This is a genomic window from Candidatus Poriferisodalis sp., assembly GCF_965203655.1.
GTDB lineage: Bacteria > Actinomycetota > Acidimicrobiia > Acidimicrobiales > Poriferisodalaceae > Poriferisodalis.
On the sequence record NZ_CBDBDD010000005.1, the window covers coordinates 257,439 to 272,879 of the forward strand.

The window sequence follows — 15,441 nt, forward strand, 5'->3', positions numbered from 1 at the left end:
ATTCGCGCAATGACAGAACTCGAGTCGCTTGCGGAGATCGAGCGTTCGGTGTCGGAACGGGCTCGCCACTCCGGGGTGGATCCCCGCGCGCCGGGGGCAGACGCAGCGATCAGGTCGCTCGCTCATGAGGAGATCCGGAAGTGGAATCTCGACTTCAAGCGCGGTGTCCGCAGCCGCGCGGTGACCGACGCCGATGCTCTCGCCGAGCGTGTACGGCGCGACCTGCTGGGGTACGGACCGCTCGAAACGCTGCTCGACGATGCCGATGTGTGGGAGATCATGGTCAATGCGCCGCACGAAGTCTTCGTCAAGCGCCACCACGGACCCTCCGGTCGCCACAGCGAGGTCTTCCACGACAGCGAGCACGTCCGGCGCACGCTGACGCGCATCATCGACGACGCGACTGCGTCGCATCGCAAGCTGGATCCGGGGGAAGGACTCCAGGACGCGCAGCTCGACGACGGCGCGAGGCTCCACATCGTCCACCCCGACATCGGCCGCGGCGGCAACCTGATCTTCAACATCCGGAAGTTCACCGGGATCCCGTTCTCGAGCCTGGAGGATCTGGCGGCCAACGGCACGCTGAGCAGTGACATCGCCGAATTCCTGGGCGCTGCGGTGCGAGCCCGGTCATCGATCCTGTTTGCCGGGGCACCCGGCAGCGGCAAGACGACGCTGCTCGGCTGCTGCGCCGCCGAACTCGAACCGCATCTGCGCGTCGTCACCGCCGAGGAGGTGTTCGAGCTCGACATACCACTGCCGAACGTCGCTGCCATGCAGACCCGACCCGGACACGTCGAGCGCGCGCCGGTGGATTTGAGGCGTCTGGTCACCGGCTTTCTCCGCATGGCGCCAGACGTTGCGATCGTGGGCGAAGTCCGAGACCGCGAGGCCGTCCCGCTGCTGCTGACGCTCTCCAGCGGCGTGACGGGCTACGCCACCATCCATGCAGGATCGGCCCGCCAGGCACTTGGCAGGCTCCGGCTCATGTGTCAGCTCGCCCCGGAGGTGCGCGACATGCCGGTGGCCGCGATCACCCACCTCGTGGCCGAATCGATCGACTTGGTGGTGCACACGCGACGAGGTCCGCGCGGGGTGCATGTCAGCGAGATCGCGGCGACCGAAGACCCCCAGGGCAGCGACGGTGCAGTCAGCTTCGAGACGACACTGCTGTACGCCAGCGAGCGGCCTGGCGAGCCGGCGAGCCGTACGCAGAATGTGCCGCGGCGGATCGCATCACAACTCGGGACCGTCGGCTTCAACTTCGCGAGTGCCGATGGCCGGCGCAATGCGCCGGCACGGACGATGTCGTGACCGGGATTGTGATTGTGGTCTGCGGCGCGTTGGGTCTGTGGCTCCTGACAGCCGCGTATGCGGGCGTGCCGCTTGGTCCGCGCCGAAGATCTCAGGCTCCGGGTTCGCCCGCTGGGGCCAGCGACGCGACGCCGCGGCGCCTGCTGCTGGGTGCGCTCGGCGCTATCGCGGCAGCACTGGCTGGGTGGACCGCGACCTGGGCACTGTTCGGAGGATTCATGGCGCCGACACTCGCTGCTGCCTGCAGCGCTGCACTGCCTGGACGCGCGATGGCGGATCGCCGCCGGAGTCGCGCCGCGAATGCTCGACAGTCGTGGCCGCGCCTGCTCGCAGAGATCCGCATCGGCGTGGCACACCGGAATCAGTCCATCCCCTCAGCGCTGTTCGCCGCAGGGGCCCACGCCCCCGCAGACATGCGCGCGGCGTTCGAAGAAGCGGCTCGAACGTGGGCCTTGAGCACCGACTTCGAGGCATCGCTGCGTGTTCTGAAGCACTCGCTCGCAGACCCGACCGCCGACGCCATCTGCGAGACGCTGCTGGCCGCTCACCAGATCGGCGGGGTGCGACTCGATGCTCGCCTGCGTGCCCTGGCTGAGGCCGCGCACTCTGAGGCTGCTGCCCGCTCCGATGCCCGTGCCAAGCAGGCCGGTGCTCGCTTTGCGCGCAGTTTCGTTGCCCTGGTGCCAGGGTTCATGGCCGTCATCGGCCTGAGCATCGGGCGCGGTCGAGAGGCCTATCAGGCTCCCGACGGCCAGTGGCTCGCGGCGCTCAGCGTGCTGGCCGTGGTCGGCTGCTGGTGGTGGGCGGGCCGGATCATGGCGATCCCGCTGCGCAAACGGGTGTTCCTGCAGTGACCGCCCGTAAGCAACTCCCCCGACGAGTCGCCGCCCTGTTCGACGCGGATGCCGAACTCGCCTCCCGGCTGTCGGCGGCGGGTCTCTCGCGGACTCCAGCAAGCTTTCGCGCACGGCAGCTCGGCGGCGCCGTCGGGGCGCTCACAGCTTGCGCGACAGGGCTTGGCATTGTGGGCGCAAGCGCTGCCCTCGCCCTGGGCGGCGCGCTGACAGCCGGCGGCGCAACGTATGTCATCTTTGAGCAGCGTCTGAATGCGCAGGGAGCAGCCCGGCGCGCGCACATCACGGAGGAGCTGCCGATCGTCGCCGAGCACATCGGCATGCTGCTTGCCAGCGGCATGTCGCTGACCGGCGCCCTGCGAGCGGCAGCTCGGCGCGGCGAGGGATTCTGCGCTGTCGATCTCGAGCGGGTCACCGCCCGGGTGACGGGCGGCAGCTCCGTCGAGATGGCGTTGGCCGAATGGGCAGACGGCGCCGGCTCCGCCGAGATCCGAAGATTCGTCGGCGTGCTCACCCTGCACTCCGATGCGACGGACATCGCCGCACTGGTGGCGGACGAGGCCCGTTCCGCCCGCATGGAGGGCCACCGTCGCCTCGTCGAGCGCATCGAGCGCCGCAATGAGCAGGTGTGGATTCCCGTCACGGTTGCAGCGCTGGTTCCTGGAGCGGTCCTGCTGGCGATTCCCTTCAGCGATGCCCTGCGCGGCTATGCGGCGCTGTGACGGTCACCAGGCCATGCCGACTCCGGCCGGCTCAAGTACCGGCTTCCAGCGAAAGGACATGTGATGGAAGTGACATTGTTGACCATTCTCGGGCAAGCCGCGCTCGCGATTGCGCCCGAATACGGCCTCGCCGCGCTGAGCGCAGTGTGTGCCAGCAGCGGCCTCTGCGTGTTCGAGGTCCACAGCACACCCACCTTGCTGTGGCGACGCCGCAAACCTGGACCCGATGAACACGGGGAGGGGGTGATCTCGGCGGCAATCGCCGTGCTGATCATCGCCTCGCTGGGCGCCCTCATGTGGGTCGGCTTCAAGACGCTTTGGGAAAGCGCCGAGGAGACCACCAATTCCGAGATCGCCAAGATCGGCAAATGATGCGGTCCCGCGGCGAAGACGGCGTCGGGCTCGTGGCGCTGCCCTGGAGCGTGCTGGCGTTCGGCGCGTTCCTGATGCTCGCGGTCCAGGTCGCGGTGCACCTCTATGCCACTTCGATCGTCACCGCAACGGGACACGAGGCAACGCGCCGTGCCGCGTTCGATGGCGGGAGCCCAGCAGCCCTCGCGGATGCTGAACGATGGCTGCGATCCCGCATCGGATCGTCAATGGACATCGAGTCGATCCGGTGGACCACGACCCCCGACGTCGTCGCGCTGGATGTGGTGGCGAGACCCCCGAACCTGCTCCTCGACACAACTGCGCTCTCGAGCCTGCGGAGCATCGAGCGCCGGTTCGAGATGCGTCGAGAGCTGGCTCGTTTCGGCCCGGCTGGGTGAGCAGCGCACGGTGCCCGAGTCGCGAAACGAATCCGGTGTCGTCGGGGCTGAAGTGCTGCCATTCGTGGTGCTGGTGTTTGTCGTCGGCACACTGATTTTCGCCCAAGCCTGGGCGGCACTGGATGCCAAGCTGGCCGCCGCCTCCGCGGCTCGCGAAGCCGTCCGGACATTCGTCGAGCACCCCGGCCGGGATTCAGCGGATGCCACCGGCGCTGCCGTCGTCGCGGGCACGCGGGCGATCTCCGGCCACTCCATCAACGGCGATGGGGCGATCGCTGCGGTCGGCACGCCGCGTCTGCGTCGCTGTGAGCGGGTGACGTTCGAAGCCAGCTTGGAAGTCCCCCAGCTCGCCCTGCCGCACGTACGCCGGTCTCCGGTTGTCGTGCGTGCTCGCGCCAGCGAGATTGTCGATCCGTTCCGGCACGGACTCGGCGGGCGGGCGCCTTGCCGACTGCCGTCTTGAACAACTCGCGATGACGGTCCAACGCGATACCGCAACGACGATCAGCAGCAGTTGTGAGCGGGGCACGGCCCTGCTGCTGGTGCCGGTCGGCGTGCTGATCGTGACGCTGCTGGCGAGCATCACCGTCGACAGCGCCGCCGCCTTCGTTGCCCAGCGCGAAGCCACTTCAGCAGCGTCGTCGCTCGCGAACGACTTGGCCACACTCGCCGTCGACGAGAGTGCCCTGCGTCTCCAGGGCGTGTATCGGCTGGATCCTTCCCGCCTTCGGCACTTGCGAGCATGGGCTCAGCGCAGGATCTCCAACCGTGTGTCTGCAGTCTTCGAGCCCGGCTCGATCACGGTGACCGTGTCGCAGGCAGGCCCTGCGGCGGTGCGTGTCTCCGTCTCCGGCTCGGCACGGCGGATCATCGGTTTGATCGGGAGCGTTCAAGGCTCGGCGACGAGACGCATCGAGGCCGAGACAACGGGACGCATCCGGCTCTCGGGATGACCGGATGCGCCACAGAAGTCATCACTGGTCAATTGATTTGAGTTTGTTCTATAGCTTTTTGTAGTTTTCCATGATGCTGAGGAGTCCGACAGTCCGCGATGATGGGACCGGCGGTGCTGTCCTGGTGAAGCACGCCACGGGGGTCGAACGTTCCCGGCTGCGCCACGAGGCCGAACTGCTCGACACCATTCGCGTCGAGGGAGTGGTCACGGCGGTCGGGTTCGACGATGTCGATGGCCGCTGCGAGCTTCGCTTGCAATATCTCGAAGCGGCCACGCTCGCCGAACACCCACCCCTCGATCTGTCCGATGTGCTCGATGTGCTCATCGCCGCGGGCACGACTCTCGCCGAACTGCACCACCGGGGCGTCCGTCACGGCGCACTCAGCCCTGACCATGTCCTGCTCGCCCGACCCCTGCGTCCCGTGCTGTGCGGATTCGGCGATGCCACGGGGCCGGCCGATCCCCAACAGCATCCGCCCGGAACAGACCTCGCCGGCATCGCCGCGGTCGCCGAGGCGGAACTCACACGCACTGATCGTGCTCTCGCGGTTGCTTCAGAGCGCCGCCACTGCGGCGACGCCCTGATCGCGAGCCGCGATCTCGCTGCCGCGGCGGCTGAAGCACCCCATGACGGCGACGCGCTGCAGTCCTGGATCGCACGCCTCAAAGCAATCCGTCACGCTGCGAGTTCGGCCCCTCATGACACCGACATCCGCCTCCCCCTCCTCGGGACTGAGCGGGGCCTATCGGCGCGGGATCGCCGGTGGATCGCCGCTCCGGCCGTGGCAGTCGCGCTCGTCATCGTCGCCGTCATCGGCTGGCGTGCGCTGAGCGGCGGGGAAATTCCCGAAGCTGTGGACACGCTGCAAGCCGCAGACGATCCGATCGCCCCCATCACCTCGATCGACGCGTCCGAAACGGCTTCGCACGAGCCCGCCGGTGTGCCGCCGACCGAACCAGACGCCGATCACAGCGCTCCGGCGCCTCCTGGCACAATGCCGAGCTCCGATGAAGCCGCCCGCAGCGGCGCGACGCTGCTCTACGGCACCGCCCGCCATGAGTGTCCCCCAGGCGACACGCCTGAGACCGGTGACGACGATGCCAGCAACGTCGACTGCCCAGAAACGCAACCGGGTACGGATCCGGTTCACGACGCCCTCGCGGGCCTCTTGACGCTGCCGAGCGGGCAATGGTCGCTCGCCGAGGCGGGTGACCTGCCGAGCTTGAGCTGCGATGTCGTGGTGGTGCACTACGGCGAACTGAGCATCGAATCTGGGCAATCCGTTCCGCCCCGGCCCGGCAGCGATTCCTGAGGGGTCCTATTCGGCCTCGCGCGGCGAGTGGCGCAGGCGGATGGCGACCTCGTTTGCCAGCAGCCGTCCCCGCACGGTCAGCCGGAGACGGCCGTCGCCGGCCGGCATGACCAGATCTGCCAGGTCGTCTGGCACCGCTTCTGCGGGAACACCTGCCGATGTGCGCAGCGCAAGCTGCAGCGCCTCCAGCCGGCGCTCGTCGGGGTCGAGCGACTCGCTTCCCGCCTCGACCGATGCTCTTGACCTGATCGCATCGATGTAGCGCTCGGGAGTGCGCACGCTCCAGAACCTGCGGCCGTCGCGGTGGCTGTGCGCCGCACAGCCGATGCCCGCGTAGGAGCCCTGCTGCCAATACAGCAGGTTGTGCCGGCATCGCGCGCCGGGGCGAGCCCAATTGGAGATCTCGTACATCTCGAAGCCGGCCCGCTCCAGCATCTCGTCGACGATCACGTACTTGTCGGCCATGTCGTCATCGTCGGGGTGGCGGGAAGGATCGTCCCCCAGGGGCGTGCCCGGCTCAGGGGTCAGCCCGTACACGCTGAGATGATCAGGTCCGAACGCGATCGCAGCAGCCAGCGAGCGCTCGCAGTCGGCGATCGACTCGGCGGGCGAGCCGAAGATGAGATCGAGATTGAGCAGGCCGATGCCGGCGCTCCGGACGGCATCGACCGCCGCGGCAACCATGGACGGATCGTGCTGGCGGCCCAGCGCTGCCAGCACGTGGGGCACCATCGACTGCACGCCGAGGCTGATCCGGTTCACGCCCATGTCGCTGTACGACCGCATCCCCGCAGGCGTGACCAGGTCCGGATTGCATTCGACGGTGATCTCTGCGCCGGGGGCCAGCGGCAGCTCGCCGAGCACGGCAGCAAGCATCGATGGCACAACCAGATTGGGCGTGCCGCCGCCGAAGAACACCGACGTCGCCGCCGGCATGCCCGGGGCCAGTGCTCGTGCCTGATCCCGGCAGCATTCCATGTAGTCGGCCATGAGATGACTGCGGTCGGTCCAGGTCGCAAACGCGCAGTAATCGCAGCGATGGGGACAGAACGGCACGTGGACATAGACGCCGAATGCGGGCGTCGCGCGGTCGACGTCAGTCACAGCACTGAATCGGGCGGGTAGCGCTGCGATGCCGCATGATCCCGATCACTGCCCTGATCATCGTCCGGCAGCAGCTCGGCGGGCTGCACGCCGTAGATCTCTGCCAGCCGCAGCAAGCGGTGTACCGCCACCCCACGTGCGCCCCGCTCGTATGCCCCGAGCACCGAGATGCGAAACTCGCCGCCGGAGGCTGCTTCCACATCGCCCAGCGTCATGCGACGTCGCTTGCGCGCCCAACGCAAGCGCTCCCCGACCAGCGCATCGATGTGCTGGCGGCGACTGATCATGTCAACGTCTGCTGCGACGCTTGCGACGGTTGCGGGCGTGCGCTTCGCCGTCGACTTGATTCACATTCTCCGAGGGCCCTTCAGGGTCTGGCCCTCCCACCACGGTCTCGCCCCGCTCGGCCGCCACCTCTCGCAGCTTCGCAGCCTCGGCCTTCGAGAGCTTCTTGGGGATGTCCACCCTCACGACCACATGCAGATCGCCCCGGCCCCGACCGTTTGAGCGCGGCACGCCCAGCCCGTTCAAGCGGATCATGTCGTTGGGCTGCGTGCCTGCCGCCACGCGTAGTTCCCTGGGTCCATCCAGCGTTTCGAAGGTCAGGGTCGTGCCGAGCGCTGCCTGCAGCATCGTCACCGGCAGTTCGGCCACGAGGCTGTCGCCTTGGCGCACGAACACATCGGACTCCGTCACGCGCAGGTGCACATAGAGGTCGCCAGGCGGTCCGCCACGGGGTCCCACAGAGCCGCGGCCGCTCAGTCGCAGTGTGGCTCCCCCCTCCACGCCCGGCGGCACCCGCACGACCAGCGAGACCTGCTCGGCGCGGCGCCCTTCGCCCCTGCATGATCGGCACGGATCGGCAATCTCTTCGCCGATCCCGCGGCATCGCGGGCAGGGTGCCGAAGTCACCATCTGCCCCAGGAAGCTCTGGCGCACCTGGCGCACCTGCCCCACGCCTTCACAGACGCTGCAGACCGTCGGCACTGTGCCCGGTGCAGCGCCCGAGCCGCCGCAGTCGTCGCATCGCACCTGAGCCCGTATGTCGATGGGACGATCAGCTCCGAAAACGGACTCGGCAAAATCCAGGTCGATGACGGTCTCGTGGTCGTCGCCGCGAGGCGGCCCCGCCGGCCGGCGGGATCGGGACCCCCCGAACGGGTTGCCTCCGAAGAACGACTCGAAGATGTCGCTCAGATCGAAGTCGAAGGCCGGTCCGCCCATGCCGCCGCGCAAGCCTTCGTGGCCGAACCGGTCATACCTTGCTCGCGCTTCGGGATCAGAGAGCACGGCGTATGCCTCGCTGATCTCCTTGAAGCGGGCCTCGGCGCCGGCGTCACCCGGATTCGCGTCGGGATGGTTCTCACGTGCCTTCTGGCGATACGCACGCTTGAGCTCGCTCTCGCCGACATCGCGGCTGACGCCGAGCAACTCGTAGTAGTCGGCAGGCATCCGGCGTGGGCTTAGTGGGGGGCGGTGCGCGCTGCGTCAGCGGGTACGTGAGCGCCGTCGCCGTCACCGAGAGAGGCCGACAGCCTCCGGCTCACCGTGTGCACCGCTGCGAGCGCTTTCGGGTAGTCCATGCGAGTCGGGCCCAGCAGTCCCACGCTGCCGACGGTCTCGCCATCGACCTGGTACGGCGCGACCACCACGGAGCACTCGGCGAGCGGCTGCATGCCGGTCTCTGAGCCGATGGCCACACTCAGCCCCCGATCCACCAGGCCGCGCAGCAGCGTCACCACCATGAGCTGCTCCTCGAGCACCGACAGCACCGACCGCAGCGACGACACGGCTTCGAACTGCTCGGTGATCTTCGCGGTGCCGCCCACGTAGAGCTCACCCGAGGTGGGCTCGTCGGCGGCGAGGGCCAACAGCGCCGCATCCACCAACGCGTCGGTCGCCGCGTCACCGGTTGCGCGGACATCCAGCCGGCGAGACCGTGCCCGACCGGTGAGCGCCTCATTGAGGACCGCGGAGGCAGCGCCGGTCGCAGGCTCCTGGGCAGCGGCCACCAGCTCGGGGCTGCTGTAGACGTCGACGTAGGTGCGCTCGACCGCCCCCGACGACATCACCAATACGACCAGCAGGCGCCCGCCTCCGAGGTCGACCAGCTGGGCAGAGCGGATCGTGTCCCGATCGTGGCTGGGCGCCACGACCATCGCCGCATACTCGGTCAGATCCGACAGCAACCGGCTGGTGTCGGAGAGCAATTCCTCGATCTGTCCCTGTGCATGGGCGAAGAACGCACGCACTTGCTGCACCTCGGCGCTGTCCAGCGAGCCCGGTCCGAGGCCGTCTACGAAGTAGCGGTAGCCCGCCTCGGTGGGAATTCGCCCGGCACTGGTGTGCGGCTGCATCAGGTAGCCGCCTGCTTCGAGCGCAGCAAGATCGTTGCGCACCGTCGCAGGCGACACGTCGAGACGAGTCCCCGAGAGCACGGCGGCTGAGCCGACCGGTTGCGCGCTCTCGATGAAGTTCTCCACGACCGCTCGCAGCACCGTGGCTCTGCGCTCGTCCATCACACCTCCGCAGCCAATCCTGTGCGGACCGTGGCAGCTTGCCTCGCGATGCTACCGATGCCTCTCCCTGCCAGCAGGGGGAACAGCGGAGGAGGCGGCGGAGAACTCTGCGACATTGCGACCTGCTGGATCGCTGGAGCAGAGGGCTCCGTCGCCTCCGCAGCGGGCACCGGTCACTGGTCGAGACGCAGCGCGGAAACAAAGGCCTCGTTCGGCACTTCGACGCGCCCAATGGCCTTCATCCGCTTCTTGCCCTCCTTCTGCCGCTCGAGCAGCTTGCGCTTGCGGGTGATGTCGCCGCCGTAGCACTTCGACAGCACGTCTTTGCGCTTGGCCTTGACGGTCTCGCGAGCGATGATCCGGCCCCCGATGGCCGCCTGGATCGGCACGTCGAAGAGCTGGCGCGGGATGAGCTCGGCCAGCTTCGCTGTGATGGCCTTGCCGTAGGGATAGGCCCCGTCGCGGTGGCAGATGGCCGAGAACGCGTCGACCGGCTCGCTGTTGAGCAGGATGTCGACCCGCACCAAGCGTTCCGCCCGGTAGCCGGCGTGGTCGTAGTCCAAGCTGGCGTAGCCCTGCGTGCGGCTCTTGAGCTGGTCGAAGAAGTCGGTGACAACCTCCGCCAGCGGCAGTTCGTAGCGCAGCTCGACACGCTCAGGTGAGAGATAGTCCATCTGCGACATCGAGCCCCGCCGCGACTGGCACAGGTCCATGACTGCACCCGTGTATGCGCTCGGCGTGAGGATGGACACGTTCAGCATGGGTTCTGCGATCTCGTCGACCTGCGCCGCCGGCGGCAGGTCCGAGGGATTGTCGACCTCGACATCGTCACCGTCGCTGGTCCGCACGCGGTACGCCACTGAGGGGGCTGTTGCAATGAGCGACAGGTCAAACTCGCGCTCGAGCCGTTCGCGCACGATTTCCATGTGCAGCAAGCCGAGAAACCCGCACCGGAATCCGAATCCCAGAGCGCTCGAAGTCTCGGGCTCGAACGAGACCGACGCGTCGTTGAGCCGCAGCTTCGCCAAGGCGTCGCGCAGCTCGGGGTACTCATCGCCGTCGATGGGATACAGGCCGCAGAAGACCATCGGCTTCGGATCGTCGTAGCCCTCGAGCGGAGCGTCCGCGGGCGCCGCAGCAGATGTCACGGTCTCGCCGGACCGGGCCTCCGCGACGTCCTTGATGCCGGCGATGAGATACCCGACTTCGCCGGGACCCAACTCGTCGGCCGGCGTGACCGCCGGGACTCGCACGCCCACCTCCTCGGCAAGGTGGATCCCGCCGGCATGCATGAAGCGCAGGCGATCGCCGGTGCCCAGCCGGCCGTTCATCACGCGCACCGAGGAGATCACGCCCCGGTACTGATCGAAGTGGGAATCGAAGATCAGCGCCTGCAACGGTCCGTGCGGGTCGCCGCTCGGCGGAGGGATGCGCTCGACGATGGCGTCGAGCAGCGAGGGGACACCGTCGCCGGTCTTCGCCGAGACCGCCAGCACTTCACCGGCATCGATGCCCAGCACCCGCTCGATCTCCGACGCGTACAGGTCCGGGTCGGCCGCAGGCAGATCGATCTTGTTGAGCACCGGCACGATGGCGAGATCCGCTTCGAGAGCCAGATAGCAGTTGGCCAGTGTCTGCGCCTCGATGCCCTGCGCAGCGTCGACGAGCAGCACGACGCCCTCGCACGCGGCCAAGGAGCGACTCACCTCGTACCCGAAGTCGACGTGACCGGGGGTGTCGATGAGATGCAGGGTGTGGCCGCGCCAGCCGACCCGCACGTTCTGCGCCTTGATGGTGATGCCACGCTCGCGTTCGAGATCCATCGAATCGAGGTACTGGGCGCGCATGGAGCGCTCCTCCACCGCGCCGGTCAATTCCAGGATCCGATCCGACAGCGTGGACTTCCCGTGATCGATGTGAGCGATGATCGAGAAATTGCGTATCGAACCGGGGCCGGAGGATCCTGAGGCCCCGGAACCCTGCCGAATGTCCGGCTCAGGGGGCACGTTGGGCATTGCAGGCCGCACGGTACCCTGCGGGGCCGGTTCAGCGACAGCTCGGAGCTGCTCGTCAGGCCTCTCGCCTGCCGCAACGACTCGCAGAAGGACTCGCCCGCGTGGCCAACATCAAGAGCCAGATCAAGCGCAACCGCCAGAACGAGGTGCGCCGCGTGCGCAATCGTGCCGTGCGCTCCGAGCTGCGGACCCGCGAGAAGGCCGTCGCCAGCGCAGCCGCTGCCGGCGAGCCCACCGACGAGCTGTTGCGCCTCGCTCAGAAGCGCCTCGACAAGGCGGCCGCCAAGGGCGTCATCCACCGCAACGAGGCCGGGCGGCGCAAGTCCCGGCTGGCGACCCGGGCCGCTCGCGGCGCTTGAGCCCGACCTAGCCCTCGTTCGCCGGGTTCCCAGCCGGCACTAACGAGCGCCGGCAGCGAGCCGGGCGCACAGAATCTCGGTGATGCAGCGGGGGTTGAGCCCTGATCGCCCGCGCAGGTCCACATCGGCGGCTGCCGCCAGTTCGACGGCGCGCGCAATGCCGTCGCTCCCCCTCCGGCGGCAGGCTTCGAGCGCCTTGCGGGCGGGAAACGTGGAACCGCGCAGCCCCAGGATTTCCGCCGCTTCCTTCTCGTTGGCAGCTGCAGTGCCGTCGAGGCGGGCCATGCGGGTGATGTGGCCGGTCACCGACGCAGCGACGGCCAGCGGGTGACGACCGGCGCCCCACATTCGCTGCAGGACGGTCAGCGCCGCGCCCACGTCGCCCCGGTCAATCGCGTCGGTCAGCTCCCACGGCGGCACATCTCCCTCGGCGCCCAGGTAGGGCAGCACGTCGTCGGGGCCGAGGCGCATCCCAGCGCCATAGACGGCTTCGAGCGTCTCGAGAATCGAACCCAGGCGGCTGAGGTCGGAGCCGAGGTGCTCGACGACCGTCGCGCGGGCCCGGGCATCGAGATCCACCGACGATTCCGCGATCCGTTCGGCGGTCCACGTCCGCTGGTTGCGCGCCCCGCCCGGTACGTCCGAGGAGATTCGCTGGCCTCCGGCGGCCTCGGCTGCTTCTGCGAGCTTGCGCGGGATGCGGCCGGCGTCCCACTCCAGGACGAGATCGGTGGTCGGGCATGGATCGTCGAGCCATGCAATAAGAGCTGCAAGCTCGGACGTGCCGAAACGGCTCAGTCCGCGGGCCACGACGACTCGGTGCGTGGCCAGCATGGGCGGCGTCGACGCCGCGATGGCGAGGTCTTCGACCGTGTACTCCTCACCGGAGAATTCGTGGAGCACTTCGGCCCGGTCGGCGTCTCCCACCAGATCGTCGACAGCGGCGAGCACGGCTTCGGCGGTGAGGATCTCGTCGGAACCGCTGATGAGCCTCACGGTTCCGCCTGCCACTCCTTCGACGCTACTGCGGGTGCTGCAGTGAGTCGCTCGCCGGCGGGTGCGATCTGCAGTCCGCTGACGGTGATCGGCTCGCGCACCGGTGCGTACGGAACCCTGCCGCCGAGGCGCTCGGGCGCGAGCACGCTGCGTATCTCATGGCGTGCGGCCAACGCCCGCACAGCTTCGCGGCCAGCCCGGCTTGCCGAGCGGACGACCAGCACGTCGATGTCGCCGATGCCCGCAGTGGCGAGCTGGTCGAGCGCCCTCGCTGCATCAGGTCGATCTATCACGACGACGGCAGGCTCGACATTGTGCACGGACAGGTGCGCGCCCTGCGGCGGCGGCGCCCGGTGGGTGCTTGCCGCTGCCCATACCCCGATGACGAACGCCGCCACGAAGCCGCTGAAGCCTGCGCCGCGGCGGCGTGCCCACAACGCCACAGCCGTGCACAGGCCTGCGACGGCGACGATGCCCGCCAGCTCGGGTGCCTCGATGTAGGGCCAGCCCAGTCCCGCTCCCCAGCGGGCGACGGCGGCGACCCAGCCCAGCATTAGCCTCGTCGGCAGGTGCAGGACTGCCGCGACTGCGTCTCCGGTCACGCCGCCGGCCAGGCCCGCGACGAGGCCCCAGACCATGGCCGGCCCCGCGATCGGACCGGCGAGGACGTTGGCTGGGATGCTGGCCAACGGGAGCGAACCGAACACGGCGAGCTGCACGGGCAGCACGCCTGCCTGCGCCGTCAGGGTCGCGGCGAGCGCGAGTCGCAGCCAGGGAGGGCCTCGGAGCAGTCCGGCGACGCGGCCGGCGCCGAGCACGATCGCAGCGGTGGCGGCTACCGAGAGCTGGAAGCCCACCGAACGCACCAGCAGTGGATCAACAAGCAGCAGCACGATGACAGCCGTCGCCAACAATCGAGGCGCGGACGCCCGCCGGCCGATCGCATGCGCCCCGACGGCCAGGGTGGCCAGCACGCACGCCCGCAGCACCGATGGCTCCCCGCGGGTCAACACGGCGAACTGAGCAAGCAACAGCCCGACTGCGCCGAGCCGCACGGACGGACGCAGTCGCACCATCAGCGGCGCAAACAACAGCAGCACGAACGCCACGTTCGAGCCCGACACGGCGAGCAGGTGGGTCAGCGATGTAGCCCGGAAGTCGTGCACCACTTCTGGCAGCTGCCCGCGATCGTCGCCGTACACGAATCCCGCGAGCAGCGCAGCGTCGCGCTGCGACAGCGACGTTGCCGAGGCGGCAACGCTATCTCGCAGGCGGTTGGCGACACGGAACGGCGCAGCACCGCCGTCGATGCGCTGCGCAGTGTGGATCTGCGCGCCGCCCGCGAGGTGGCGCGGCCACATGAACTTGCGGTCCGCGGCGCCGGCCGGTTCAGCCGCGGCGCTCAAACGCCAGCGCTCCCCCATGGCAGCGTCTTCGAGCTCCCATGCAGCCGGTCCACGGGCCCAGCCCTCCCACCGGAAGCGTTCGCCGTCGACCGTCGCGCTGAAGGGGACGACCAAGGCACCGGCACGCCACCGAGGGTCCGCCGCAAGGACGACGTCGCCCTCGACATCTCCGCCAACGGCTGCGTCAAGCCGGTTGAGCTGAGCGCCCATCGACGCTGCGGCTAGCAGCAGCGCTGCCACCGGTATGAGCACCCGCGCGCGAGATGCGATACCGGCAACGATCAGCGGAGCTCCCCACCACCACGACACGTCGGGCGCCCATATCGCCCCGATCGCAGCGCCGAACGCTCCTGCCACGATCCAGCGATCGTCGACTGCGCTCAGCCCCCCGAACCGCCGGGGTGCCGCCAGCGCGACCCCGAGCGCGTCAGACCTTCGCACGGGTCCTGAGCTGCGACAGCTTGGCCGGCCCGATCCCGGGCACCTCTTCGAGTTCGTCCAGCGTCGCGAACGGCCCGTTCTCGGCCCGGTAGGCCACGATCGCCGCTGCCAGGGACGGGCCGATGCCTGGCAGTTTTTCCAACTGGGGCGCTGTCGCAGCGTTGACATCGACCGGCCCTGCGGTGCCTGTGGCGGCATCGCCAGCGCCGATCACCGGCTGCTCGCCCACGCGCGGCACATAGATCTGCTGGCCGTCCCGCATCCGCTCGGCCAGGTTGACCGCTGCCATATCGGCACCGGCGGCTGGCCCTCCGGCATCGTCGACCAGGTCGCCCACCCTGAAGCCGGCTGGCACCTCATACAGCCCCGGCCGCTCGACGGCGCCGGCAAGATGTACCCGAAGCATCGACGGCTGGGTTGTCGCGACCGGCAGCGGTGCGCCCTCTGAGGCCGCAGGCAGCTCGATCGGCGCAGGCGCACCATGCCGCACGCCCGCGAGGAAGCCGACGCCCACGACAGCAACGAGTGCCCCGGCCGCGACCAGCACTGGCACCGTGCCGGCTCGACGAGCGACACTCGCCAGCTCGGCCAGCACAGAACGCCAGTCGGTCGAGCGCCCATCTGCTGAAGGTCCGTCTGCTGAAGGCCCAGCGCCCGGCGCTCGCATTCAAGC

General features: G+C 68.8%; 17 protein-coding genes. 9 read left to right on the forward strand and 8 right to left on the reverse strand.

Going from position 1 to position 15,441, the window contains the following annotated elements:
• The first annotated feature begins 9 nt into the window (after positions 1-9).
• The 8 genes from ACOGW9_RS05500 (at position 10) to ACOGW9_RS05535 (ending at position 5,928) form a co-directional block, all read left to right on the forward strand.
• A complete protein-coding gene (locus ACOGW9_RS05500) occupies positions 10-1,314 on the forward strand; it encodes a CpaF family protein (protein WP_419909141.1) in 1,305 nt (434 codons plus the stop codon).
• The gene (locus ACOGW9_RS05505) at positions 1,311-2,168 is read left to right on the forward strand and encodes a type II secretion system F family protein (protein ID WP_419909143.1); all 858 of its coding nucleotides are present in this window, start codon (positions 1,311-1,313) and stop codon (positions 2,166-2,168) included. The genes ACOGW9_RS05500 and ACOGW9_RS05505 overlap by 4 nt, the downstream gene beginning before the upstream one ends.
• Before the next feature lie 170 nt (positions 2,169-2,338).
• A complete protein-coding gene (locus tag ACOGW9_RS05510; RefSeq protein WP_419909145.1) occupies positions 2,339-2,890 on the forward strand; it encodes a type II secretion system F family protein in 552 nt (183 codons plus the stop codon).
• Between the two features lie 63 nt (positions 2,891-2,953).
• Positions 2,954-3,262: a hypothetical protein gene (locus ACOGW9_RS05515; protein WP_419909147.1), complete on the forward strand. Its 309-nt coding sequence runs from the start codon at positions 2,954-2,956 to the stop codon at positions 3,260-3,262.
• Entirely contained in the window at positions 3,262-3,660 is a 399-nt protein-coding gene (locus ACOGW9_RS05520) for a hypothetical protein (RefSeq protein WP_419909149.1), read from the forward strand. The genes ACOGW9_RS05515 and ACOGW9_RS05520 overlap by 1 nt, the downstream gene beginning before the upstream one ends.
• A 10-nt stretch (positions 3,661-3,670) precedes the next feature.
• Positions 3,671-4,123, forward strand: a complete 453-nt coding sequence (locus ACOGW9_RS05525) for a hypothetical protein (RefSeq protein WP_419909151.1) — start codon at positions 3,671-3,673, stop codon at positions 4,121-4,123.
• Positions 4,124-4,133: 10 nt separating this feature from the next.
• Positions 4,134-4,613: a hypothetical protein gene (locus ACOGW9_RS05530; RefSeq protein ID WP_419909153.1), complete on the forward strand. Its 480-nt coding sequence runs from the start codon at positions 4,134-4,136 to the stop codon at positions 4,611-4,613.
• 73 nt (positions 4,614-4,686) lie between these two features.
• On the forward strand, positions 4,687-5,928 hold the full coding sequence (locus ACOGW9_RS05535) for a hypothetical protein (protein WP_419909155.1): 1,242 nt from the start codon (positions 4,687-4,689) through the stop codon (positions 5,926-5,928).
• Between the two features lie 6 nt (positions 5,929-5,934).
• Here ACOGW9_RS05535 and hemW read toward each other — a convergent pair whose 3' ends face one another.
• From hemW to lepA, 5 genes are all read right to left on the reverse strand, one after another.
• On the reverse strand, positions 5,935-7,032 hold the full coding sequence (hemW, locus tag ACOGW9_RS05540) for a radical SAM family heme chaperone HemW (protein WP_419909157.1): 1,098 nt from the start codon (positions 7,030-7,032) through the stop codon (positions 5,935-5,937).
• Complete coding sequence (locus ACOGW9_RS05545) at positions 7,029-7,319, reverse strand: helix-turn-helix domain-containing protein (protein WP_419909159.1); 291 nt, start codon at positions 7,317-7,319, stop codon at positions 7,029-7,031. Before ACOGW9_RS05545 ends, hemW begins: the two co-directional genes overlap by 4 nt.
• A 1-nt stretch (position 7,320) precedes the next feature.
• Entirely contained in the window at positions 7,321-8,484 is a 1,164-nt protein-coding gene (gene dnaJ / locus ACOGW9_RS05550; protein ID WP_419909161.1) for a molecular chaperone DnaJ, read from the reverse strand.
• Between the two features lie 11 nt (positions 8,485-8,495).
• Positions 8,496-9,551, reverse strand: a complete 1,056-nt coding sequence (gene hrcA, locus ACOGW9_RS05555) for a heat-inducible transcriptional repressor HrcA (RefSeq protein WP_419909163.1) — start codon at positions 9,549-9,551, stop codon at positions 8,496-8,498.
• Between the two features lie 173 nt (positions 9,552-9,724).
• Positions 9,725-11,566, reverse strand: coding sequence for a translation elongation factor 4 (lepA, locus tag ACOGW9_RS05560; RefSeq protein WP_419909165.1), 1,842 nt, complete (start codon positions 11,564-11,566; stop codon positions 9,725-9,727).
• A 101-nt stretch (positions 11,567-11,667) separates the two neighbouring features.
• Between lepA and rpsT the strand changes: the two genes are divergently transcribed.
• On the forward strand, positions 11,668-11,925 hold the full coding sequence (gene rpsT, locus ACOGW9_RS05565) for a 30S ribosomal protein S20 (protein ID WP_419909167.1): 258 nt from the start codon (positions 11,668-11,670) through the stop codon (positions 11,923-11,925).
• A 39-nt stretch (positions 11,926-11,964) separates the two neighbouring features.
• Here rpsT and holA read toward each other — a convergent pair whose 3' ends face one another.
• From holA to ACOGW9_RS05580, 3 genes are read right to left on the reverse strand one after another with little or no spacing between them, the layout of a single operon-like run.
• Positions 11,965-12,936, reverse strand: coding sequence for a DNA polymerase III subunit delta (holA, locus tag ACOGW9_RS05570; RefSeq protein ID WP_419909169.1), 972 nt, complete (start codon positions 12,934-12,936; stop codon positions 11,965-11,967).
• Positions 12,918-14,768, reverse strand: a complete 1,851-nt coding sequence (locus tag ACOGW9_RS05575; protein ID WP_419909171.1) for a ComEC/Rec2 family competence protein — start codon at positions 14,766-14,768, stop codon at positions 12,918-12,920. The genes holA and ACOGW9_RS05575 overlap by 19 nt, the downstream gene beginning before the upstream one ends.
• A complete protein-coding gene (locus tag ACOGW9_RS05580; protein ID WP_419909173.1) occupies positions 14,755-15,435 on the reverse strand; it encodes a helix-hairpin-helix domain-containing protein in 681 nt (226 codons plus the stop codon). The genes ACOGW9_RS05575 and ACOGW9_RS05580 overlap by 14 nt, the downstream gene beginning before the upstream one ends.
• Positions 15,436-15,441: the final 6 nt, after the last annotated feature.

Bases quoted from the DNA above. Each gene is read 5' to 3' on its own strand.
- ACOGW9_RS05530 (WP_419909153.1), top strand. From the start codon at position 4,134: ATGACGGTCCAACGCGATACCGCAACGACGATCAGCAGCAGTTGTGAG.
- ACOGW9_RS05520 (WP_419909149.1), top strand. From the start codon at position 3,262: ATGCGGTCCCGCGGCGAAGACGGCGTCGGGCTCGTGGCGCTGCCCTGG.
- ACOGW9_RS05500 (WP_419909141.1), top strand. From the start codon at position 10: ATGACAGAACTCGAGTCGCTTGCGGAGATCGAGCGTTCGGTGTCGGAA.
- ACOGW9_RS05535 (WP_419909155.1), top strand. From the start codon at position 4,687: ATGCTGAGGAGTCCGACAGTCCGCGATGATGGGACCGGCGGTGCTGTC.
- hrcA (WP_419909163.1), bottom strand. From the start codon at position 9,551: ATGGACGAGCGCAGAGCCACGGTGCTGCGAGCGGTCGTGGAGAACTTC.
- dnaJ (WP_419909161.1), bottom strand. From the start codon at position 8,484: ATGCCTGCCGACTACTACGAGTTGCTCGGCGTCAGCCGCGATGTCGGC.
- ACOGW9_RS05580 (WP_419909173.1), bottom strand. From the start codon at position 15,435: ATGCGAGCGCCGGGCGCTGGGCCTTCAGCAGACGGACCTTCAGCAGAT.
- ACOGW9_RS05545 (WP_419909159.1), bottom strand. From the start codon at position 7,319: ATGATCAGTCGCCGCCAGCACATCGATGCGCTGGTCGGGGAGCGCTTG.
- ACOGW9_RS05515 (WP_419909147.1), top strand. From the start codon at position 2,954: ATGGAAGTGACATTGTTGACCATTCTCGGGCAAGCCGCGCTCGCGATT.
- lepA (WP_419909165.1), bottom strand. From the start codon at position 11,566: ATGCCCAACGTGCCCCCTGAGCCGGACATTCGGCAGGGTTCCGGGGCC.